Raw genomic sequence first — 21,063 nt, 5'->3', positions numbered from 1 at the left:
AAAAAAGGTGAAAAACTATGTATGCCTTCAAAACTGAAAGGCCGGACGCAGCACGTCGTTATCATAATAAATTCGTCACTGGTACTAACTATCAGGAGGAATCAAACAGACGCTTTGCATTAAGCGAACCCACTGAAAATATACTGCGTACCTCAATTCTGGAATCCGGGTGGCTTATTAAAAATATCACCCTACGTGATGTTAACGCCGTGTCAGGTAATGCCGTCAATATTGGTGCCAGTGAACTGCATACCGGACGTGTGGATGGTGGCCGTTTCCACAAAAAAATGGCAATCAATGGTACGGAGTTCTTTCTGACAGAGACGGATACCTGCGCCCGGATCAGCTATTCCGATATGTCTCATATTTACCATACCGGCGTGCCGGATGAGTTTGAGAAAACGGTTGAGAGCTTTTTTTCCCAGGCATATGCGCTGGACATGCTGCGGGTCGGTTTCAACGGTGTGTCGATTGCAAATACTACAAACCCGGAAATCAATAAAAAAGGCGAGGATGTCAATATTGGCTGGCATGCACTGGCGAAAGCCTACGGGAACGGGAAGCAAATCATCTCTGAGCCTGTCACTCTGGGAGAGACTGGCACCTGGAAAAATATTGATGCTCTGGCCAACCATCTGATTACTGAGCTTATTGCTGAGCAGTTTCGTGAAGATCCCCGTCTGGTTGTACTGGTTGGGGCAGAGCTGGCAGCACATCAACGCCTGAAGTTATTTAATGCTGCAGACCGCCCGGCTGATGTGAATGCCGCACAGATGGCTACAAGTTCTGTTGCTGGCCGCTTTGCGTTTATTCCCCCGTTTATGCCGGGTAAGCGTCTGGCAGTAACGACGCTGGATAATCTGCACATTTACACCCAGGCGATAACACGCTGGTTCCGTGCTGAGTTTGATGATGAAAACAGCGAATACGTGCATTCCTACCTGCGCAATGAAGGCTATGCACTCGGTGAACCTGAACTGTACGCAGCTGTCGATGAGGGCGCCCTGACGTTTGCGGATTGACTTAGCAACAGAAAGACCCGCTCAGAGGCGGGTCTCGTTTACAGCATCAGGAAAAATGAAGAACTATTTTTAAGCAGAGGCTTAAGCATGCCAGCGTTAATTAATCCAGGCAATGATCAGTTTTCGGTTATAAATTTCTTGCCTCACCAGGAATACGCGGGATATAGTTTAAAGGTTGCCGCAAAATCGGCAGGCGGGCGTGGAAACCCGAGTAATCTAACGGCGACACCAGACGCGCCATGCGTCTTTTTTTGTGTCTTTGCCTTTGTGCACCTGTTACCTGTACAGCGGTTTCTTTACTGCTGTAGCTATCGTGTAATGGTGGCTCAGGCGGGGCTGACCTCGGTCAGGCCGGTATCCGTTAGAGCCGGTATTTCCACCCCCGTCTGGGCTACCACCCATGAGCGTGGAAACTCCGGTGGTAGCGTTACCCGCTATCTAACGGAGGTTGCCATTATGGCTACAGTCCCTGCTTTATCTCACCCTGAATTTACCTTTGTCTTTCTGGCTGTCCGCCGTACAGACCGTGATGCCCGTCCACGTCCTGTGCGTGTAATCGCAGACTGTGAGCATGCTGCACGCCTTAAACTTGCCACTGAATTTATCCTGAGCTTTGCTGCCCGTATCCCTGTGAAAAACGCCGGGGAGGTGGTTGCATGAAATCCATGAATTTTAAGCAAGGCTGCATATTGAGTGAACTGGGGGAGAGTCGTCTGTTACGGGCGGCACTGGCCAGTGAGTTCCTTGCAGAGGTTCTGTCCGTTCCCACAGTGAATGGGGCGAGAACTGTTTCAGCAGAAGGCGCTGCGGCTTTAGTGGCCTGTATTGCCGAACAACTGGATGGCGTTGTTAAGGAAACCAGCACAATTAAGGGAGTGATGCGCGATGAATAATAATCAAAATTTAAAGGCGCATGCTTTACGAACAGCAGTCTTACGGTATTACATTGCTGATGCATTCATTTCCTTAATGGAGCGTGTTCATAATGAACCTGTTTATATTGACGATGACGAACGAATAGAACTCACCCACGAAAAAGTGGTGAGTAATATTATTTACCATATTGAAATGCCGTGGGTGAATGAGTTTGGGGCTGATGCAGGTTGCATACTGGCCGCAGAGAAACTGGAAAAAATGCTTAAACCGGGCTTTATGTCAGAAAATATTCGCCTGTCAGTTTTTGGTGTCACAGAGATGCGTGAGGTTTACCGGGATATTATTTTCGGTGCACCTGATGGCGAACTACCCGAAGGTTTTGAATTTGTGAAGCCGGAAGGTCAGGAGGTGCTGCTGTGAAAACACCGTCTGTATCCACGATTTCCGGGGCTGCAATTGGGCGCTGGCCTTATATCCTGTCAGCATTAGGTATCAAAGTACCGTCCGCAGGACATCATGGGGCTTGCCCTGCCTGTGGTGGCAAAGATCGCTTTCGGCTGGACGATAAAGCGGGGCGTGGGACGTGGTTTTGTAATCAGTGCGGTCATGGCGATGGTCTTGATCTGGTTCGTCTGGTGACAGGAAGAAAGATAAAAGAAGTCGCCGGGATGGTATCTGAGACGCTTGCATTACCAGAAATACAGGAGAAGCCCGCTTTGCCCGCCAGGAAAAAGGCCGCAGGAAAAGAAGCGGGCGCGGAGCGATATACCAGACTCAGACAGCAGTCCTGCAATGGTGAACCGGTTTATCTGACAAACAAGGGCTTACACGGGTATTCACTTCCCTTGCTGTCACAGCCTTTGAATCTGGCCGGAATAACATTTTCCTCCGGTTCATTACTGCTGCCGTTGACGGATATTTCCGGGAATATTACCGGTGGTCAGCTTATCAATCCTGACGGGGATAAAAGTCTGCTGCCCGGTAGCCAGCTGTCTGGCGCATTCATTGCCCTGACCGATATACCCGCTGAAACACCTGAACAGGTGATTATCACTGAGGGTTTTGCCACGGCGCTTACCGTCAGTCTGCTGACTGAAGGATGGATCGTGGCGGCTGTTGCTGCCACCAATTTACTGAAGGTGACGGAGCAGATCCGGAAACGCTGGCCGGAAACCCGGATCATTCTGGCTGGCGATAATGATCTGGCTGACGGGAAAGAAAACACCGGGCGTATTCAGGCAGAGAAAGCCGCCAAAGCAGTGGATGGCTGGGTAACGCTCCCTCCGGTACGCCATAAGGCTGACTGGGATGATTATCGGCAGGAAGTGGGGAAAGAACGGGCGAGAGATGCCTTTCGTGAAGAAATGACGCTGCATGGCAAAGGGCAGACCCGTTTACCAGAAGGATTCCGGCTGACAAAAGAATATTTGTGGTACGACAAGCTGGTTAATAAATCTGATGGTGATACGGAGATACGAAATATCAAAATTTGCAGTCCGTTGCGGGTGACGGCAATCACCAGTGATGCTGATGGGAGTAATTACGGGCGTTTGCTGGAATGGGAAGATACCAACGGAAACAGCCGTAAATGGGCAATGCCGATGGAGATGCTGGGTGGCAGCGGGGAAGAGCTGCGCCGCGTTCTGCTGGTTAACGGGCTTTCTTACATCAACATTAACGGTATGGCCAGAGCATTCCTGATGGAATATATCTCGCTGTGTAAACCGGACAGAAAAGTAACCTGTGTGAATAAAACGGGCTGGCACGGCGGGGTTTACGTTCTCCAGGATGAAGTGATAGGGCGTGAAGCCCAGTCAGTCATCTTACAAACGTCGAGTGTGCAGGGGCGTGATTTTCGTGTCAGCGGTACATCAGAGGACTGGCGTGAAAATATAAGCCGTTACTGCATAAAGAATGCCCGTCTTGCCTTTGCGGTGAGTCTGGCATTTGCTGCCCCCCTTCTGAAACTGGTTGGTATCGGCGGTGGAGGTTATCACCTCAAAGGAGAGTCGACGGACGGTAAAACCACGACGATGAAAGTGGCTGCATCAGTATGTGGTGGAACAGATTTCTGGCATACGTGGCGGGCGACGGGGAATGCCTTAGAAGGAACGGCGAGCCGCCGTAATGATGCCACGCTGATGCTGGATGAAATCCGGGAGGTTGACGGCAGGGAGGCGGGGAATATCGCTTATATGCTGGCTAACGGGCAGGGCAAAGCCAGAGCCAGAACAGATGGATCGGTAAGGGAAACCAACCGCTGGAATCTGTTGTTTCTGTCCACCGGGGAACTGTCACTGGTGGAACATGCGGCAAGCGCCGGGGAACGTACGTATGCCGGGGTTGAAGTCAGAATGATCCAGATCCCAAGCGATTCAGGCAAATATGGCGTGTTTGAAGAACTTCATGGCTTCAGTAGCGGGAAAACCCTGGCTGAGCATCTTGAGCAGCACGTAGCGCATTATCATGGTGCGCCATTCCGCGACTGGCTGCATTGCCTGACCGCTGATATGCCGGAACTGACCAGCCAGGCGAAAGCCTTATTGAAAGAGTACACCCGAAGGCTGACGCCGGAAAATGCCGGGAATCAGGTTGGCCGGGCTGTTACCCGTTTTGCTCTGGTTGCGATGGCCGGGGAACTGGCCACAAAAGCGGGCATCACAGGATGGCCGGAGGGAGAGGCCTTTCGTGCCGCTCAACGTTGTCTGGCTGCATGGATGGCTGACCGGGGCCATACAGCTAATCAGGAAGATAAAGCGGCACTTGAACAGGTACGGGACTTCATGACGCGTAATCAGTTCAGTCGATTTGCTGACTGGAATGACGACAGGAACCGGCCTGTTTCAATGATGGGATTCAGAAAAGTCGATAAAGGAGACAACGTGACAGAGCCGGTTGTAACGTTCTACGTTCTCCCGTCAGGCTGGAAGGAGATCTGTAAGGGATTTGATTCGCGTAAAGTGGCCAGGTTGTGTGTGGACGCGGGCTGGCTGAAACCCGGTGAAGATGGCCGGACGCAAAACAGCATTCGCCTGCCAGAAATAGGGCTTAAACGTGTGTACCAGTTCAATACACAGGTACTGGGAAGCGCCGAACCGGAGTAATTATCGCGTGAGTCTTATTTTTATGAGGTAACACTGGTAACAGAGGTAACACCCGCTACTGATACAGTGCTTCAGTGTTACCAGTCAAAAATACTGACTGGTAACAGAGGTAACAAAAAATGGTGTGTTACCACGCGTTACCTCTTGATTATGCTAACTGGTAACAGATTAAATCCTTTTAAATCAATAGCGTTACACGTGTTACCAGTGTTACACGTTCAGAACAAGAGGTAGGGATCCAAATCCCTTCTTCTGGCGGGCAACAGTATAGGGCACAGAACGATGAAGATGATGAGAATGTACTGCCCCACATGTCAGGCAGTAGCGCGGATAGGTAAAACAAACAGGAAACACCCACAGCTGTACGATGTGTACTGCTATTGCTCTAATGTGGAGTGCGGTCACTCGTTTGTGATGAATGTTGCTTTCTCCCATTCCGTTAGTCCAAGCGCGCTGAACGGGCAGGGGAGGGTTAAAGAGCTAATTGATGCCATTCCACCCGAGGAGCGGGAAAAGGCTTTAAAGTTGCTGCTGGCTGCGCAAAAGAATGGGTAAAGTATGCGTCGGGAATGGCCGATCCGTTCCCGGAACCTGAACACAGGATTTCAGTTTATGCGGACATAAAATTATTATTTTTCATATTGTTATATTTTTCGTGTTTCACGAACCTCCATAAAATTACACACCTAAAATAAATTATCCATTTAATATCATAGCGTTACGTATTCAGGCCACAAATGCGACGGACAGTAAAACTGAAAAAAGCTGAATTTCTTTTCATTCTTTTCAGTTCCTGTCTCGCAGAGCATCCCCAGAACGGGCGCGGGCTGGCGGTATCGTTTGTAAAAAATCACAACTGAAAAATTTTAGTGATATGAAAACCGCAGGCGGGTGCGGTGTAGTGCAGATTTGGTGAGTTTTACTTTTTTTTCTTGCGGAATTGTTATCCTCATTTCATGACTTTTTTGTCGTCAGAGTCCATGTTATGATGCTCTGGTGAAGCTTAAACGAACGCTATGAGCTAAATTTAGCGTCATCGAAGCTTAAGAAGTAATGGCGAGGAAGATATGATTTATTCATATGGTTTTAAAAATTATTTTGGTTTTAAAGAAGGCGCTGATGTGTCTTTCTTATTGGGAAATCGCGTTCCACAGGAAATTTCTGGTGGTAGAAAAGCAGCTACCATTCTTGGAGTTAAAGGTGCTAACGGCGCAGGTAAAACAAATTTATTAAAAGCGTTAACTTTTATTTCAACCTTTTGTACTCGTTCATTCAATACAACAGATGAGGACGGCATAGACGCCGATCCATATTTTGATAGTGACGAACCTTCTGAATTTTATATTGATTTTCAAATTGATAATAACATATATACTTATGAGTTAGGAGTTACTTCAGAAATCGTTATTTATGAACGATTATATAGGAAAGGATATGTCTCTGAAGATTCTGAAAAGAAATCCAGAAAAGTTCTGGTATTCGAGAGAAACGGAAATGAAGTGGTTAAAAGGATATCCGAGTTAGCATCTATAGATGTAATTTCGTTAAAAAGTAATGCTTCTCTGATAAGTAGTGCCTTCCATTATAAATTTGCTGAGCCACTTAGTATATTACCTGAAATATATTTTTTCTTTATCACGTTCACATCTAATGTAGGCTATACAGGATTAAATGATTTCACCACAACTATTGAAAGCATACATAATATTTCAGAATTTTATCATAAAAATGAAAAAGCATTTAATTTCATTAAAGATATCATTATAAAAAGTGATTTGGGTATTTGTGATATTGAGATCATAGAAGGTATTAATGATACAGGGAAGAAATATTATTTCCCCATGTTTTATCATACTGTAGGAGACAAGAAATATCATCTGACCATTTATGATCAGTCAAGTGGTACAAAGTCTTTATATGTAAAACTTCATTTGTACTGGCGGGCATTGGCTTTGGGAAGTGTGCTGATTTTGGATGAGTTTGATTTAAATTGTCATCCATTTATGCTGCCAAAATTACTGGAGTTATTTGAGTCAGCAGAATCGAACAAACATGGTGCTCAGTTTATTTTTACTTCGCATATTACAGAAGTGTTGGAAAAACTTAGCAAATATAGAACATATTTAGTCAATAAAGAAAACAATGAGTGCTATTGCTATCGATTGGATGAAATTGGTGGCGATATTTTAAGGCACGGGCGTGCAATCTCTCCATTGTATAATGAAGGGAAAATTGGTGGGGTTCCTAAATTATGAGTTCAAAAGGATTCGGTAATGGAAGAAAAACGTCATTTTTAACGTCATTACCTTCTATCAGTCTTGATTCAGGTGAGATTGTTGAAAAGTGTAAATTCAACTTTTCTTATTTTGATAAGTCTCAACCACATGGTCAAGACTTTGTTGATTGGGAATTGCTAGGTCTTACTAAGTTATTAGAAAAACTTAAAAATTATTCTGAATCTCCTTTAGAGTATTGGAGACATCAAAGGGCTGGTGCTGGTAGTCTAAAAATTTTCGAAATTTATGGAAAATTCCCTGCTAAGAGCGAATTCAAACACCCTAAGCACGTTCCTCATGATGTTTCATGGGCGCGTTTCAGATTAGAGAACTTGGTTAGATTGATTGGCTTTGTTGTCCCTAAAGACTTTAAATGTTCGGATCCGAGTAAATTAAAAGCTCCCTTTGATTCCAATACATTTTATGTTGTGTTTCTAGATGAAGGTCATAAGTTCTATTCCACTGAAGACCCTTGAGTGACTATCCCCTGTATGAATTTGATTTTCATGCAGGGGATTACACCTCAATCTTCAGATGATGGGGGCATTTCTGGGGGCATTTCTGGGGGCATATATAAATAATGTGTAAAATATTTCTTTAAAAATCAAAATGTTATTTATCTGTGTTGTTCCTATTATCGGCACCATCTTTTCTCGTAAAATCATCAAGTTACAATTGCAGTGTTTTGCTTTGTTCAGCACTAATGTGCATTTTGCGCGTTGCGGATGTGACAAAATTGAGGCAACTGATGATCAATATATTTGTTTCAATGAGTTGAACAATGCAAAGTGGGAGTTTTGTAAGACGTGCAATCGCAGGTCCTCGCCATTCTGTGAGAGGAGGTTTTAGCTCCGAATTACATGAAAACCACAATTTTACTTAGGGATGGGGTGATTTTACATGAATAAGAACATTTACCTAGAAAAAACAAGCGACTAACATAAACTTCTTGGCAGAAATCCTTGTCATCTTGCGCTGTATTTTTTAATCTATCTTCAATATCTACCAGAAGATAGGCCCCTCATGAAATTCCAGGACATTGCTACTTTTTCCGGAAATATTCTCACCTTTTTGGGATTGCCAGCACTGATTTTTTTTAATTTTTCCTCTTTTTTGTTTTTTCTGAATGAATGGAAGATTCCTTTCATATGTGGTTCTGTTGTCATTCTAATAACTACATTAATTTATCATCGAAAAAAAAGACGTTATCCCAACAAGTCGAGTTGTTTCTCATTGCTTGTGTTGTTTTTTGCAATGGGTTGTGCGATTTTCTACCAACCATATCCTGAATTTGCACAGATAAGCATTTCTGGCTTCTATAATGAAAAAGATGGGGGGTGGAACAGTAGTAATACAGATGAAAATGCTTATGACATCACTCACCAGATGGAGGAGACATGGAAAAGGGCCACATCTAAAGAGAATCCTTCATTCCAATTTGTGCCCCCGTTTGCGGTTGAGAACTGGCAATTTCCGACATTGTTTTTGACTCATCGTTCTAAACAGCAAATAATTAATTTGGCTGAAGCGAATTCTCGCTCAGTCGTAACGTTGGTAGGGTTTACACGTGATAATAAAATAGAGAAAATCCACTATAGTTTGAACGGGAAGTTGTTATCACCCAATGCACATAGCATTAATTTAGAGAGTAGATGGTTTAATCAGATTTTTGATAAAATTATTTCGCAATCACAGTTAACTGATGCTCAAAAGCGAGAAATAATAGCTAAGATCCTCTTCATTGATATAAATGCCCGTACACTAAGTGCCCGAAAAGATGAAATGGACGCTATTGGTATGGCTAACCTGGTCGTTAAGATAAGAAGTGAGGTCATTGATTTAAAAGGGAGATATCCTTTTATAGACGATGAGCTCAACTTTTTGATGGCTGGTCTGACAGCTTCTTTCGTAGATGTTTATAGTGCAGAACTATCTGATGACGTCGCTGCTGGGTTTTTAGTGCAGGCACTCAGCTTTCATCCTTATTATCCTTATCCAGATAAGGAGAGTTTTCAACGCGCTTATGTCAAAAATAGTTATGATAAATGGAAACTAACTAATGACGCTGAAAATGATGTGACTTTATTGAGCCACCTGGCGCAGTTGACATATTTTATCGAAGATACTAAGGAAAAAGAAAAGATCATTGATGACTTTAAAAATCAGGTTTTTCTTCAAAACCAATCGCCTACGATTTTTTATTCAATGTTAGAAATGATCAAAACCAGTAATTCACTGCTTGATATACCAGTTAAACAAATTCATGAAATTAAAGAAATAGAAGATTATACGGATAATTTTCTTTATCAACATCCTGGCATGGATGATGAATTCATTGAGTTAAAAAGCGCATTGTTATACGGTGTATGCCATACCTGGTATGTTAATCATAATCGAAAAAAAGATGCTTCAAGGTTATTGAGAAAATTCACAAATATTGTGGATAATAATCCTAATGTGTTGCATTTTTTAATGAAAATGAAACAAGAGGATAGTGAATGAAAATAATAGTGCCTGAATCCTCGTTTTAGCTTGTAATAGCAAAAACGCGCTTAGACGCCCCTGTCTGTTGGTGGCTAACTGGTACTATATCACTTGGTTTTTCATTAAAATGGCTGATAATATCGAGCGGCCCTGCGCCAGGGCCGATTCGTTTACTGAGCAGATTTAGCAAGATGTAAATGCAATACGCTTCAACCCCTCTACCGCTTTTTCGAGGTAGGCGCGTGGACATCCCATGTTCAGGCGGATAAAACCTTTTCCAGCAGGACCAAAGCTATTTCCCATTGAAGGCGCAATACCGGCAACATCAAGCATTACCCATTTGAGCTGCTCATCATCCAGTCCAAGCGCTTTGCAATCTATCCACAGTAGATAAGTTGCCTGGGAAGGAACAACCCGAGCCCACGGGAGATGTTCATCAATTTGTTGAATAAACCAGCGTCGATTTTCAGCCAGATAGCCAAGTAACTCGTCTAACCATGGTGCACCATGTTGCCATGCTGCCGTACTCGCTTCGACGGATAGCGCATTGAATACATCCAGCCCATGTGCATCCAGACGGCGTAAAAAGTGTTCACGCAATGCCGGTGCCGGTATCAGAAAATTAGCAATACGCAATGTCGACAAACCAAACGTTTTACTGGCTGAAGTGGCTGAAATTACACGCGAATGCCAGCGTTCTCCCAGATGCAGAACTGAAGTAAATTGTTCTCCAGGAAGCAATAAATCTGCCCATATTTCATCAGACAGCAACGTCACATCATAGGTTTCGCACAGCGTAAGTAGCTGTTCCAGCTCCTGTACAGACCAACAACGGCCGGTTGGATTATGCGGATTACATAAAATCATCAACGGTGGACGTTCAGTCCGGAATAACATTTCCAGGTGAGCAAAATCCATTTGATAACCGGTAGCCGGGTCCTCATACAACGGATTTTCCAGCAACTGTCTGCCGTTCAAAGAGATAATTTTAGCGAATGAGCCATAATAAGGCCCCTGAACGACTACGCCTTCACCGGGTTGGCTCAGCATTTGTACGAGTAGCGATAATCCCGGAACAACACCTTCAATACTGCAGATCCATTCTTGCTTGATTTCCAGCTGATGCCGGGTTGAGAGCCATGAGATTAATGAATCAAAGTAGCTTTGTGGCCGTTCGCTGTAACCAAAAATACCGTGCCCGACGCGGTGAGTTAAAGCCTCCTGAACAGCGGGCGGGCAAGTAAAGTCAAAATCAGACACCCACATTGGCAACAGTTGATGTGTATCCTCGCCGAAATATCGCGCCATAAAGTCCCATTTCAGCGAGGCGGTATCGTGGCGATCGATAATCTTATTAAAATCCATTACATGCTCTCCCTATTCTGTTGCCGTAATATTTTTTTCTGTTTCTGTCACTGATGGCGCCTTCGCAATACCGATTCCCGTGAAGCCGTAAATCAAGGCGAAGAAGATTGCGGCATAGCACTGAATCGCCCATGGCAATAAATCCAGTGTGCTCACTCCTAATGTTGTGGCCATATAAACTCCGGCGGCGGTCCATGGCAACAACGGCTCAATGACGGTGCCAGCGTCTTCAATTGTGCGGGACAGATTTTTGGTATCCAGTCCCATGCGGCGGTATGCGTCTTTAAATAATTCAGCTGGAACCAGAAGAGCCAGCTTGCCGTCGCTTGTCGCTCCGGTAACAAGAAGGGTGGTACCAATGGTTGCCGCAATTAACTGACCGACGCTGTGAATGACCGTCAGTAAGCGGTTAATGATAATGTTGAGTGCGCCCGTTAACGTTAAGGCACCGGCAAAAGAAAATGCGCAAAATACCAGAAGAATAGTGCTCATCATTGAGAACATTCCGCCACGGTTCAGCAGGCGCGGAACATCAGCAATAATGCCCTCACTCCCTTGCGGGAACATAGTAATGTTGAACCCATCTATAAAGGCATCCAGCCCCTGCTTGATGCTGAGTCCTTGCATGACAACGCCCAGAATCAGGGCTAATACGCATGCGCTCAGCATTAAAGGAATGACCGGCTTTTTACGAATCGCGCCCCACAACACAATAACCGGTGGCAAAATCAGAATGATATTGAAGTGGTATAGCGACTCCAGAGCGTTGACAATATCGGTAACCCGTTGCGGCGTGGCGACCTCGCCGAGCATATTGCTGTGGCCCGCAATAAGATAAACCACGGCGGCAAGCAGAAAGCTGGGAATAGTGGTCCACAATAAGTGCTGGATATGCTCGAAAAGGGTGGTATCTGCGACAATAGCCGCAAAGTTGGTGGAGTCTGACAACGGCGATATCTTGTCACCGAAGTAAGCGCCAGAAACAACGGCACCTGCCGCTGCTGCCAATGAGACATCCAGCCCGGCGGCAACCCCCATCAGCGCTACGCCAACCGTTCCGGCGGAACCCCAGGAGGTTCCGGTACACACCGATACGACGCTGGTCAAAAAGAACGCGGCGATGAGAATGTATTCGGGGCTGATGAGTTTAAGTCCCCAGTACACCATGTAAGGGATGGTGCCGCTGAACATCCATGTACCAATCAGGCCGCCAACACAGATAAGAATCATGATAACCGGCATTGCTTTGGCGAGTTTATCCACCACCGAATTAATGATGTCTTCCCAGCAATACCCTTGCCACCAGGCCATGCCCGCGGCGACTGCAGCAGAACAAAGCAATAAAGGCTCAATACGTAGCCCCATGATGCCGTAGCCAATAATTAACAGCAGTAGCATGGCTAAAATAGGGATCACTGCCAGTCCAAATGAGAGTGCTTTTTTCTGATTTTGAGAGGCATTCATTCATGAATCTCCAGTCTGTAAGGTCGCTCAAGAGTAGAGAACACTCTTTTGTCTGACTGTGATCGTTCATTGGCCCTCATGTAAGCGATTACATGAGGGCGCTAAATTTGAAGTTGATCACAACTCAGGGGCTTGACGATTTACGCATTGATTTCAGAGAGAGGGGGGAAGAACAGAATCGCGGATCACCAGCTCTGCAGTGAAACTATTCACGCTGGGACGCTGAGTTGCGCCCTTAAAAAGCTGTATCGCCAGCTGCGAAGCGCAGCGAGCCATGCGCTCAACGGGATAATGCATTGTTGTGAGTGCTGGGTAGAGATAGCGGGCCATCACCACATCATCAAATCCAACGATCGAAAGCTGTTGAGGAAGTGTAATTCCCTGCTGATGGAGGATGCGCATAATCCCGGCGGCCATCACATCATTAAACGTCACCGCTGCGGTGAAAGGAATGCCGCAATTAAGCAGCTGATGTGCAGCGCGTTCGCCACCTTCTTCATTAAAGGGTACGCTAATCACCCAATTTTTATCTGGCGTAATACCATATTCAGCCAGCGCCTGGCGATAACCTTCCAGCCGCTCACGGCGATCGATAATCGGTAAGTCACTTGTCACGCAGGCAATACAACGGTGTCCTTGCTCCAGGATATGTAGCGTGGCTGTTTTAGCTGCTTGACTATTTTCCAGCCACACGCAGCGATTGGCCATCCCGGCAATATAGCGATTTACGACCACCATGGCAGGAAAATGAGCGGCATATCGCAACAGTTCCTTTTCAGACAGTCTACTGGCATGGACCACAATAGCTTCACAGCCCTGGTTTATCAGGAAATCGAGTCCTGATTTTTCCATTCCTTCATCGTGGCCGCCGCTGCATACCATCAGCCGAAACTGCTGCTGGCGTGATACTTCTTCCACGCCTCGTGCAAGCCTGGCAAAAAAGGGATCGGCAAGATTGCCGGTCAATAACCCGAGCATGTCACCGCTGCGTTTCGCTAATGCAATAGCGGCAGCATTGCGATGATAGTTCAGTTCGCGCATGGCTTTTTCAACACGCTCACGCGTCACGGGTTCAACCCATGCGGTTTGATTAATAACGCGTGAAACTGTTGCGGTGGACACTCCCGCTAACTCTGCAACATCTTTTATCGTTGCCATGCTGGCTCTTTACCTTTTTAATTCTTAAGAATTTGCTTATCGCTGGTTTTTTTCCTTATCTTATTCAGGTTGGGGGGATTTGTCACCGATACATCCTCTGAGTAGATATACTCAGAGGCTTATTTTTAGTATTTAATTATTCAATACTATCCTGAGTATTATTATACTTACATGCGATATTCGATCATCCCGCTCTTTTTGGCCACCCAGTCATACAGTCGTTGCCCACGGAGATTGGTTTCATGCGTATGCCAGTATAATCTTGACGCGTGATGTTTTTTGGCTTGTTGTTGGACATGTTCGATAAGTTGTTTACCGATGTTTTGGCCGCGTACATCTTCGCTAACAAATAAATCTTCGAGATAGCAATAGTTTGATTCTGCCCAGGTTGAGCGGTGAAAGAGATAATGAACCAGTCCCACTATTTTTCCATCATATTTTGCAACAGCACAATAAACAGGTTCGCTCGGGGTAAAGAAACGCTCCCACGTTAATTTTGTTACTTCATCTGAAATTATAGTGCGGTAAAATGTTTGATAGTTTATCCATAAAGGAAGCCAGCTGGCGTAGTCTTTTTGTTCTGCACTTTCAATAGTAACAGCATTCATGTTAGTCATATATATCCTGATATTTTATACGAGTAATGTGTTAGTATGATGATACTAAAAATTTTATAAACTCTCGTAAAGAGACACTTTCGATATATTGATAGGATCCACTTTAGTATAAAGGTTAATACAATGAAGAAAAACAATGCGCCTTTATTTCAAGGATTTGTTTTAGGAAAAGGTGCGGTTAAGGAGCAGGTTTACCACATCCTCCGCGATCACATCCTCGAAGGGCGATTGCCGCCAGGAACAAAAATGCCGTCAACCAGGGCGTTGTCCGAAATGATGTCAATTTCACGAAACTCAGCGATCGCCGGTTATGACCGGCTATTAGATGAAGGGTATATCCTGACTCGTAAAGGGTCTGGAACGTATGTCTCACATCATATTCCGGATCGGAGTATCAGCAATAGCTATCCAGAGATGGCGTTGGTGGACGTCGTATCGCCTGATGAGCAGGTTCACAGCCGAAATAATCCTGCTCGCGATTTATGGTCAAATGAGTATGAAGGGCGCGGCATGAACCGTCTATTTGCGGTTGGTGTCGGGTGTACGGATCTCTTCCCGCATGGGTTATGGGGAAAGCTACTGCAACGAGTCTGGAGACAATCCCGGCATCAACTGGGAGCTCACACTCATCCTTGCGGGTACCTTCCTTTGAGAAAAGCGGTTTGCCGCTACATTAAAACAACGCGTGGAGTGAACTGTAACGAAGATCAAATAATCATCGTAAATGGTATTCAGCAGGCATTGAACATTACTGCACGAGCATTGCTGTCGGCAGGAAATGACGTTTGGCTGGACGACCCGGGTTACAAAGGCGCCCGCGGAACCTTCATGTCTGTTGGTGCTATGGTGAGGCCGGTACCGGTAGATAGCGAAGGAATGAACGTCCGCTATGGTATTGATCATTTTCCTGACGCCAGGCTGGCCTATGTCGTCCCGTCGGATCAATATCCATTAAGTGGAACGTTGAGTTTATCCCGGCGTTTTGAGTTGCTGGAATGGGCGAAGTCGAATCAGGCATGGATATTTGAAGATGATTATAATAGTGAGTTCCGTTATGCCGACCGTTCTTTACAAGCTCTGCAAGGATTAGATCAGAATCAACGCGTAATCTATGCCGGAACATTTTCTAAAATGATGTACCCGGAATTCCGTTTAGGTTTTTTAGTTGTTCCGCCGGGTTTACAAGAACAGATTATGGTGACCAAATATTATTCCGATCTCGGTACCAGTTATCTTGAACAAGCAGTGATGGCAAATTTTATTGAGGAGGGGCACTATGCCAGTCATGTGCGTCGAATTCGCAAAGCATGCTATGAAAGAAGAACTGCGTTGGTCAATGCTATTCAATACTATCTTGCTGATAAAATGATTATTCAACCTTCAGACTCAGGCGTTCATATCGTATGTTGGTTGCAAAATGGGATGACTGGGAGTGAAGTTGAAGAGAAAGCCAGATTACTAGGGATGGGAATACTATCGCTAAGTCGTTATTACCAGAGCGATGTCTCACGACAGGGGATTTTGATTGGTTTTGCAAATCATCCGGTAGAGGCAATTGTTGATGGGATTCGCCGTCTGGCTCAGGTTATTTAACTTATAATTTATTCAGCTCTTAGCATTAATGCAGTAAATACGTTTCTTTTGCTACGTGTAAAAATGTTGCGCCTGTTTTTTGTACTATTAAATAGTGTGGATCTGTTAAAAACACGCATTGTGGTTCTTTTGGACTGTCCAGTTTGATCATACTCTGCGCTGGTTTAGCCCTGTTTTGTAAGAGGTATGGATATGTCGGGCATCTTTAATCAATTTCATCAACCCGTTGGTATGACTTTGTCTGACTGGAAAGGCGCACCCTTTCCACAGGCTCAGCAAATTACAGGTCGCTATTGTAAGCTTGAACGTATTAACGCCGAACGCCATGCAAAAGAGTTGTATGAAGCGTACAGCGAAGCAAGCGATTGTCGTGACTGGACATATCTCGCGGTCGGGCCTTTTGAGACCTTCGATACCTTCCTGGATTATGTAAAAAAGATGGAAGAACAGACCGATCCGATGCATTTTGCTGTGATCGATTTAACCAGTATGAAACCTGTTGGTACGTTTGCACTGATGCGGATTGATACCTCAAATGGCGTGATCGAGGTTGGCCATGTTTCCTACTCCGTACGCATGAAACGTTCGCGAATCTCAACAGAAGTCATCTCATTGCTTTTAAAGTACGTTTTTGAGGATCTGGGCTATCGCCGTTTTGAATGGAAATGCGATGCTCTCAATGCTCCTTCCCGTGGGGCGGCGGAGCGATTTGGCTTCAGTTTTGAAGGCATATTTCGTCAGGCTGTCGTCACGCGGGGGCGTAATCGAGATACCGCATGGTACTCAATCATTGACGGTGAGTATCCGTCACTTCGACCGGCCTACGATATGTGGCTCGATGAGCGTAATTTCGATAATCAGGGACGGCAGATTAGGCGTCTTGGCGAGCTGATGGAAAGGGGATAAAAAAGCTCCCCGAATAAACCGGGGAGCCAGAAAGCGTAGCGCCCGTGTAGAATTATCTCTGCCGCGACTCAAGCCAGACCAGCGCTAGCGTGGAGAGTCCGCACATCAGCAGAATGCCGACAAACCAAAACAGATACCACATCGTACAGTCCTCCTTAATAAAGTTCGTGGTTGTGGCGGCGGATCGTTTCTACATTGATGCGCCCGAGCATTTTGTAATAACTCCACACGGTATAAAGCAGAACGATCGGTAGAAAAATCAGCACAATAACCAGCATGATACTGAGAGTCATCTGGCTGGAGGTGCTGTCCCACACCGTCAGGCTGGAGAGCGGATACGCGCTTGAAGGCATCACAAACGGAAACAGGGTGATTCCAGCGGTGAAGATCACGCAGGCCTGGCCCAGTGAAGCAAACAAAAATCCCCATACGGCCCGACGCTGTCCGCAGGCATAGATCGCGAGCATCGGGAAAATCATGCCAAGCAGCGGAATAATTAACAGCAGTGGTGACTGATAAAAGTGCGCCATCCACGCGCCCGGCGAGGTAGTTACTGCTTTTAATAGCGGGTTGGAAGGACCATTAGGATCCTGGCTTAGCAACACATAGCCATCGATCCCCGTCCATAGCCAGTAACCGGCTAACAGAAAGCAGAGCACGACCAGCATCGCGCTGCGGCGGGTAGCAGACAGCGCACGTTGGTGAAGAATGCCGTCGGTCTTCAACTGGAGCCACACGCCTCCTTGCAGAATAACCAGCATCAGGCTTAATGCGCCGCACAGCAGGGCAAAGGGTGAGAGTAACTGCCAGAAGGTGCCCAGGTATTGCACATGAAGCTGTGGTGTGAAGATAAAAGGCACGCCCAAAAACAAGTTACCGAATGCAACGCCGAAGATAACTGGAGGGACCAGACTGCCAATCACCAACCCGGTATCCCACATGGCGCGCCAGCGTGCATTGGCTATTTTTCCACGATAATCAAAGGCCAACGGGCGAAAGAAAAGGGCGCACAGCACCAGAATCATCGCCACATAAAACCCTGAAAATGCCGCGGCATAGACCCGCGGCCAGGCCGCGAATAATGCACCGCCCGCCAGAATGAGCCACACCTGGTTACCTTCCCAGTGCGCTCCGACGCTATTGATTAGTACCCGACGCTCATCATCGTTACGCGCGATCAGCGGCAACAGGCAGCCAACCCCCATATCAAACCCGTCGGTGACCATAAATGCCACCAGGATGATGCCAATCAGCAGCCACCAGATGAGCCGCAACGTTTCATAATCCAACATGATTATCTCCTTTATCCCTGTTGTTGCGCTGGTTGTTGGTTATGCATTGCATCCGGGCCAAGGCGCGCGTATTTCTGCATCAGGTAGACTTCGGCAATTAAAAACAAGGTGTAAAGCGTGAGAATTAGCCCCATGGAGAAGGCCAGTTGGCCTGCGCTTAACGCGGAGTGGGCGTACCAGGTCGGCAAAATATCCTGAATCGCCCACGGCTGGCGGCCAAACTCCGTCATAAACCAGCCCGCTTCAATGGCAATCCACGGTAGCGGCAAGCTCCACAGCGTCATGTGCAGTACCCAGCGATGCTGGTCGATACGCCAGCGTAAGGTCTGTATCAGCGCAATCGCCATCACCAGCAGCAGAAGTGAACCGCATGCAATCATGATGCGAAAACTCCAGAATACCGGTGCTACTTGCGGGATCGCACCGCGTTGCGCGGCCTGATATTGCTCCGGAGTGACATGGTTCATATCAGGTGCGTAGTTCGCCAGCAGGATGCCGTAACCCAGATCTTTCTCCACAGCGTGAAAAGCGTTCAGTACCTGAGGCGTGCGGTTACCTTTGGCGATTTCCTGCATCAGCAGCCACGCTTCCCGACCTCGTTGCAGGCGGGGGAGAGCATCCTCCATCAGATTTTTCAGCCCCGGAACCGGCGTGTCTAAAGAGTGCGTGGCCAGGATGCCCAGCAGAGCCGGTATCTTCACAGCAAAGGCGTTACGTTCTTGCTCCTGCTGCGGCCAGGCGATGACATGAAAGGGCGCGGGTGCCGGTTCGGTTTGCCATTCGCCTTCCATTGCCGCCAGTTTTACCGGCTGGCGTTGGGCAACCTCATAGGCTGAGCTATCACCCAGTTGTAGAGTGCCGAGGATAGCCAGCGTGCCAAAAACGGAACCCACCGCGAAGGAACGCCGGGCGAACTCGCGATTGCGACCGCGCAGTAAATACCAGGCGCTGATGGACATCACAAACATGGCGCCGGTGACATAACCGGACATCACGGTATGCACAAATTTCACCTGGCTGATGGGGTTAAAGACCAGCTCGCTAAAGCTGCTCATCTCCATACGTAGGGTATCAATATTAAAGTGAGCGCCGGTTGGATATTGCATCCAGCCGTTGGCGTTGAGGATCCACAGGGCCGAGATATTGGAACCAAACGCGACCAGCCAGGTGACCATCAGGTGTTGGTATTTGGTTAAGCGTTGCCAGCCGAAGAAGAACAGACCAACGAACGTGGATTCGAGGAAGAAGGCCAGCAGGGCTTCCATTGCCAGAGGCGCGCCAAAAATATCGCCCACATAGTTAGAATAGAGCGACCAGTTAGTACCGAACTGAAACTCCATGGTCAGGCCGGTTGCCACGCCGAGCGCAAAGTTAATCCCGAATAACTTGCCCCAGAAACGCGTCATGTCGCGGTAGACTGTTTTGCCGGTCACCACATAAATGGTTTCCATGATGGCCAGCATAAAAATTAGCCCAAGCGTCAGGGGAACAAACAGAAAATGGTACAGCGCGGTCAGCGCAAACTGCCAACGCGATAAGTCAATGACGTCCCACATGCGAACTCCATCAGGCATTAGAGAGTGAATAGATAAGGTAGAAAACGCCAGACCCGCAGCATAAAAGCATGCGGGCCGGGAGAGAGGGTCAGGCCGGTGGACCAGATGTCAGCCAGCCGCAGACTTCATCCAGACGCTGGAGCGAGTCGCGAAGATCTTCCGGCGCAGCCTGCACCAGTTCCGGTAATGGACAGATCTCATAACTTTCGAGCAGAAGCCCTTTCAGGGTATCCAGACAGCGCACATGCCAGACATGGCGCAGCGCCGTGGCGTCGATTTGGCTCTCGCCGTAGCCGATAGTGCGGATCTGGATGTGTCCTTCGCCACATAACCGAGCAAGAAACAGGCGATCCGCATCGCTAATTGGCAGTTGTGTGAGGTTAATGCTATGGGGTTGCAAGGCCGGATCGCGCACGTGCGCCAGCAGTTCCTGAGCCAGTGTCAGGCCATTCATTAGCCCGTCCACCGGCGGGGGCAACAGGCTGTCGTCCGGCAGTGTATTGAACGTTGCCGCCAGCCACAGTGCCCGCGGCGCGCTGCCTGCTTCCAGATGCTCCTCCCACTGCCCGTTGTCATTCTGACAACGCACCCGCCAGATACCGCAGAAAATCGACTCCTGGATCTCGCATGCTCTGCCGTCAGCATGCTGGATGCGCACTGAAACTTCGCCTTCGCCGAGCAGCGTATTCAAAAACGTGAGATCGTCTGCGTTGAGCGCGGATAAATCCCATCCCAGCACGTCCTGTTTGGCGGGAATGCGCCTCCTGAGCTGCTGGCGCACATCGGCTAACAATGCCATCACCGCCGGACTGTGCGGGCAGTTTTCCAGTGATGCCATGCTGGGGTCGCTGTTGACCTGGCAGGTGAGGGGTAAGGGATTCATGCTGAAGCTGTCATCGTCCGGCTGCGTTCCCGGCCCCAGCAGATGAAAAAAAGTGTCGCTCATCGTTCAGACTCCGGCGGCGTGCGTGGTTCAACTAAGGGGCGCATCAGGTTGAGCAGATCGGCCCACGGGTGGATGCCGCTGAGAATGCCGCTCAGTTCGCCGTGGATAAACACCAGTGTGGCCGGGAAGCGGAATACGCTAAAACGATCGCCAATCGCCTCGCTATGCTCGAGATCCGCCATGGCGATGTGCCAGTCAAACTGGGGAAACTCGCGGAGCAACTCGGCAATCATCACCGGGTTATCGCTGACTTCCGGTGTCCGGCGGGGATCGCTACTGAGTAACACCACACCGTCGCGAACCTGGGTTACCCAGTCATCCAGTTCGGGTGCGGTTAGCGGCTGCCAGCCTCGTGCCAGCATACGTTGCCATAGAGCAGGAAAAGGGTTGTTATTCAACATGTT

The 21,063-nt window shown here is 47.4% G+C and carries 20 protein-coding genes; 11 read left to right on the top strand and 9 right to left on the bottom strand.

Going from position 1 to position 21,063, the window contains the following annotated elements; translation table 11 throughout:
- Positions 1-17 precede the first annotated feature (17 nt).
- From SK39_RS06555 to SK39_RS06515, 9 genes are all read left to right on the top strand, one after another.
- A complete protein-coding gene (locus SK39_RS06555) occupies positions 18-1,022 on the top strand; it encodes a P2 family phage major capsid protein (RefSeq protein ID WP_016151881.1) in 1,005 nt (334 codons plus the stop codon).
- Positions 1,023-1,109: 87 nt separating this feature from the next.
- Positions 1,110-1,682: a host cell division inhibitor Icd-like protein gene (locus tag SK39_RS06550; RefSeq protein ID WP_048216802.1), complete on the top strand. Its 573-nt coding sequence runs from the start codon at positions 1,110-1,112 to the stop codon at positions 1,680-1,682.
- Positions 1,679-1,915, top strand: coding sequence for a hypothetical protein (locus SK39_RS06545; protein WP_003838756.1), 237 nt, complete (start codon positions 1,679-1,681; stop codon positions 1,913-1,915). Before SK39_RS06550 ends, SK39_RS06545 begins: the two co-directional genes overlap by 4 nt.
- The gene (locus tag SK39_RS06540) at positions 1,908-2,318 is read left to right on the top strand and encodes a hypothetical protein (protein WP_048216801.1); all 411 of its coding nucleotides are present in this window, start codon (positions 1,908-1,910) and stop codon (positions 2,316-2,318) included. The genes SK39_RS06545 and SK39_RS06540 overlap by 8 nt, the downstream gene beginning before the upstream one ends.
- Positions 2,315-5,002 carry a DUF927 domain-containing protein gene (locus SK39_RS06535; protein ID WP_048216800.1) on the top strand — a complete coding sequence of 896 codons (2,688 nt, stop codon included), beginning with the start codon at positions 2,315-2,317 and terminating at the stop codon, positions 5,000-5,002. The genes SK39_RS06540 and SK39_RS06535 overlap by 4 nt, the downstream gene beginning before the upstream one ends.
- Before the next feature lie 282 nt (positions 5,003-5,284).
- Positions 5,285-5,557 carry an Ogr/Delta-like zinc finger protein gene (locus SK39_RS06530; protein ID WP_000783295.1) on the top strand — a complete coding sequence of 91 codons (273 nt, stop codon included), beginning with the start codon at positions 5,285-5,287 and terminating at the stop codon, positions 5,555-5,557.
- A 512-nt stretch (positions 5,558-6,069) separates the two neighbouring features.
- Positions 6,070-7,257 (top strand): AAA family ATPase, encoded by a 1,188-nt coding sequence (locus SK39_RS06525; RefSeq protein WP_048216799.1) that lies wholly within the window; start codon positions 6,070-6,072, stop codon positions 7,255-7,257.
- Positions 7,254-7,754, top strand: a complete 501-nt coding sequence (locus SK39_RS06520; protein WP_053069594.1) for a hypothetical protein — start codon at positions 7,254-7,256, stop codon at positions 7,752-7,754. Before SK39_RS06525 ends, SK39_RS06520 begins: the two co-directional genes overlap by 4 nt.
- Before the next feature lie 547 nt (positions 7,755-8,301).
- Positions 8,302-9,780, top strand: a complete 1,479-nt coding sequence (locus SK39_RS06515; protein WP_032941279.1) for a hypothetical protein — start codon at positions 8,302-8,304, stop codon at positions 9,778-9,780.
- A 165-nt stretch (positions 9,781-9,945) separates the two neighbouring features.
- On the opposite strand, the gene SK39_RS06510 is transcribed toward SK39_RS06515, so the two are convergent.
- The 4 genes from SK39_RS06510 to SK39_RS06495 form a co-directional block, all read right to left on the bottom strand.
- Positions 9,946-11,127, bottom strand: a complete 1,182-nt coding sequence (locus SK39_RS06510; RefSeq protein ID WP_003838744.1) for a MalY/PatB family protein — start codon at positions 11,125-11,127, stop codon at positions 9,946-9,948.
- Positions 11,128-11,139: 12 nt separating this feature from the next.
- Positions 11,140-12,591 (bottom strand): Na+/H+ antiporter NhaC, encoded by a 1,452-nt coding sequence (nhaC, locus tag SK39_RS06505; RefSeq protein WP_003838742.1) that lies wholly within the window; start codon positions 12,589-12,591, stop codon positions 11,140-11,142.
- Between the two features lie 153 nt (positions 12,592-12,744).
- Positions 12,745-13,749, bottom strand: a complete 1,005-nt coding sequence (locus SK39_RS06500; protein WP_048216798.1) for a LacI family DNA-binding transcriptional regulator — start codon at positions 13,747-13,749, stop codon at positions 12,745-12,747.
- Between the two features lie 167 nt (positions 13,750-13,916).
- Positions 13,917-14,366, bottom strand: a complete 450-nt coding sequence (locus SK39_RS06495) for a GNAT family N-acetyltransferase (RefSeq protein ID WP_048216797.1) — start codon at positions 14,364-14,366, stop codon at positions 13,917-13,919.
- Positions 14,367-14,489: 123 nt separating this feature from the next.
- On the opposite strand from SK39_RS06495, the gene pdxR reads away from it, so the two are divergent.
- Both pdxR and SK39_RS06485 read left to right on the top strand, forming a co-directional pair.
- On the top strand, positions 14,490-15,959 hold the full coding sequence (pdxR, locus tag SK39_RS06490; RefSeq protein ID WP_032937043.1) for a MocR-like pyridoxine biosynthesis transcription factor PdxR: 1,470 nt from the start codon (positions 14,490-14,492) through the stop codon (positions 15,957-15,959).
- A gap of 192 nt (positions 15,960-16,151) precedes the next feature.
- The gene (locus SK39_RS06485) at positions 16,152-16,865 is read left to right on the top strand and encodes a GNAT family N-acetyltransferase (RefSeq protein ID WP_032948606.1); all 714 of its coding nucleotides are present in this window, start codon (positions 16,152-16,154) and stop codon (positions 16,863-16,865) included.
- 52 nt (positions 16,866-16,917) lie between these two features.
- Here SK39_RS06485 and cbdX read toward each other — a convergent pair whose 3' ends face one another.
- The 5 genes from cbdX to hyaE all read right to left on the bottom strand — a co-directional run bounded on the left by cbdX (position 16,918) and on the right by hyaE (position 21,060).
- On the bottom strand, positions 16,918-17,007 hold the full coding sequence (gene cbdX / locus SK39_RS25470; protein WP_003838732.1) for a cytochrome bd-II oxidase subunit CbdX: 90 nt from the start codon (positions 17,005-17,007) through the stop codon (positions 16,918-16,920).
- 13 nt (positions 17,008-17,020) lie between these two features.
- A complete protein-coding gene (appB, locus tag SK39_RS06480) occupies positions 17,021-18,157 on the bottom strand; it encodes a cytochrome d ubiquinol oxidase subunit II (RefSeq protein ID WP_003838730.1) in 1,137 nt (378 codons plus the stop codon).
- Positions 18,158-18,168: 11 nt separating this feature from the next.
- A complete protein-coding gene (appC, locus tag SK39_RS06475) occupies positions 18,169-19,713 on the bottom strand; it encodes a cytochrome bd-II oxidase subunit 1 (protein ID WP_008321019.1) in 1,545 nt (514 codons plus the stop codon).
- Between the two features lie 88 nt (positions 19,714-19,801).
- Positions 19,802-20,659 carry a hydrogenase expression/formation protein gene (locus SK39_RS06470; protein ID WP_032948609.1) on the bottom strand — a complete coding sequence of 286 codons (858 nt, stop codon included), beginning with the start codon at positions 20,657-20,659 and terminating at the stop codon, positions 19,802-19,804.
- Complete coding sequence (hyaE, locus tag SK39_RS06465; RefSeq protein ID WP_048216796.1) at positions 20,656-21,060, bottom strand: hydrogenase-1 operon protein HyaE; 405 nt, start codon at positions 21,058-21,060, stop codon at positions 20,656-20,658. Before hyaE ends, SK39_RS06470 begins: the two co-directional genes overlap by 4 nt.
- Positions 21,061-21,063 lie beyond the last annotated feature (3 nt).

Source organism: Citrobacter sp. BIDMC107, from assembly GCF_001037575.1.
Classification (GTDB): domain Bacteria; phylum Pseudomonadota; class Gammaproteobacteria; order Enterobacterales; family Enterobacteriaceae; genus Citrobacter; species Citrobacter freundii.
Note: the sequence above shows the minus strand (reverse complement) of the source record. Positions and strands in the feature narration are given on the sequence as shown.

Coding starts and splice junctions, on each gene's coding strand:
- SK39_RS06555 (WP_016151881.1), top strand. CDS start 18: ATGTATGCCTTCAAAACTGAAAGGCCGGACGCAGCACGTCGTTATCAT.
- SK39_RS06550 (WP_048216802.1), top strand. CDS start 1,110: ATGCCAGCGTTAATTAATCCAGGCAATGATCAGTTTTCGGTTATAAAT.
- SK39_RS06545 (WP_003838756.1), top strand. CDS start 1,679: ATGAAATCCATGAATTTTAAGCAAGGCTGCATATTGAGTGAACTGGGG.
- SK39_RS06540 (WP_048216801.1), top strand. CDS start 1,908: ATGAATAATAATCAAAATTTAAAGGCGCATGCTTTACGAACAGCAGTC.
- SK39_RS06530 (WP_000783295.1), top strand. CDS start 5,285: ATGAAGATGATGAGAATGTACTGCCCCACATGTCAGGCAGTAGCGCGG.
- SK39_RS06525 (WP_048216799.1), top strand. CDS start 6,070: ATGATTTATTCATATGGTTTTAAAAATTATTTTGGTTTTAAAGAAGGC.
- SK39_RS06520 (WP_053069594.1), top strand. CDS start 7,254: ATGAGTTCAAAAGGATTCGGTAATGGAAGAAAAACGTCATTTTTAACG.
- SK39_RS06515 (WP_032941279.1), top strand. CDS start 8,302: ATGAAATTCCAGGACATTGCTACTTTTTCCGGAAATATTCTCACCTTT.
- SK39_RS06510 (WP_003838744.1), bottom strand. CDS start 11,127: ATGGATTTTAATAAGATTATCGATCGCCACGATACCGCCTCGCTGAAA.
- nhaC (WP_003838742.1), bottom strand. CDS start 12,591: ATGAATGCCTCTCAAAATCAGAAAAAAGCACTCTCATTTGGACTGGCA.
- SK39_RS06500 (WP_048216798.1), bottom strand. CDS start 13,749: ATGGCAACGATAAAAGATGTTGCAGAGTTAGCGGGAGTGTCCACCGCA.
- SK39_RS06495 (WP_048216797.1), bottom strand. CDS start 14,366: ATGACTAACATGAATGCTGTTACTATTGAAAGTGCAGAACAAAAAGAC.
- pdxR (WP_032937043.1), top strand. CDS start 14,490: ATGAAGAAAAACAATGCGCCTTTATTTCAAGGATTTGTTTTAGGAAAA.
- SK39_RS06485 (WP_032948606.1), top strand. CDS start 16,152: ATGTCGGGCATCTTTAATCAATTTCATCAACCCGTTGGTATGACTTTG.
- cbdX (WP_003838732.1), bottom strand. CDS start 17,007: ATGTGGTATCTGTTTTGGTTTGTCGGCATTCTGCTGATGTGCGGACTC.
- appB (WP_003838730.1), bottom strand. CDS start 18,157: ATGTTGGATTATGAAACGTTGCGGCTCATCTGGTGGCTGCTGATTGGC.
- appC (WP_008321019.1), bottom strand. CDS start 19,713: ATGTGGGACGTCATTGACTTATCGCGTTGGCAGTTTGCGCTGACCGCG.
- SK39_RS06470 (WP_032948609.1), bottom strand. CDS start 20,659: ATGAGCGACACTTTTTTTCATCTGCTGGGGCCGGGAACGCAGCCGGAC.
- hyaE (WP_048216796.1), bottom strand. CDS start 21,060: ATGTTGAATAACAACCCTTTTCCTGCTCTATGGCAACGTATGCTGGCA.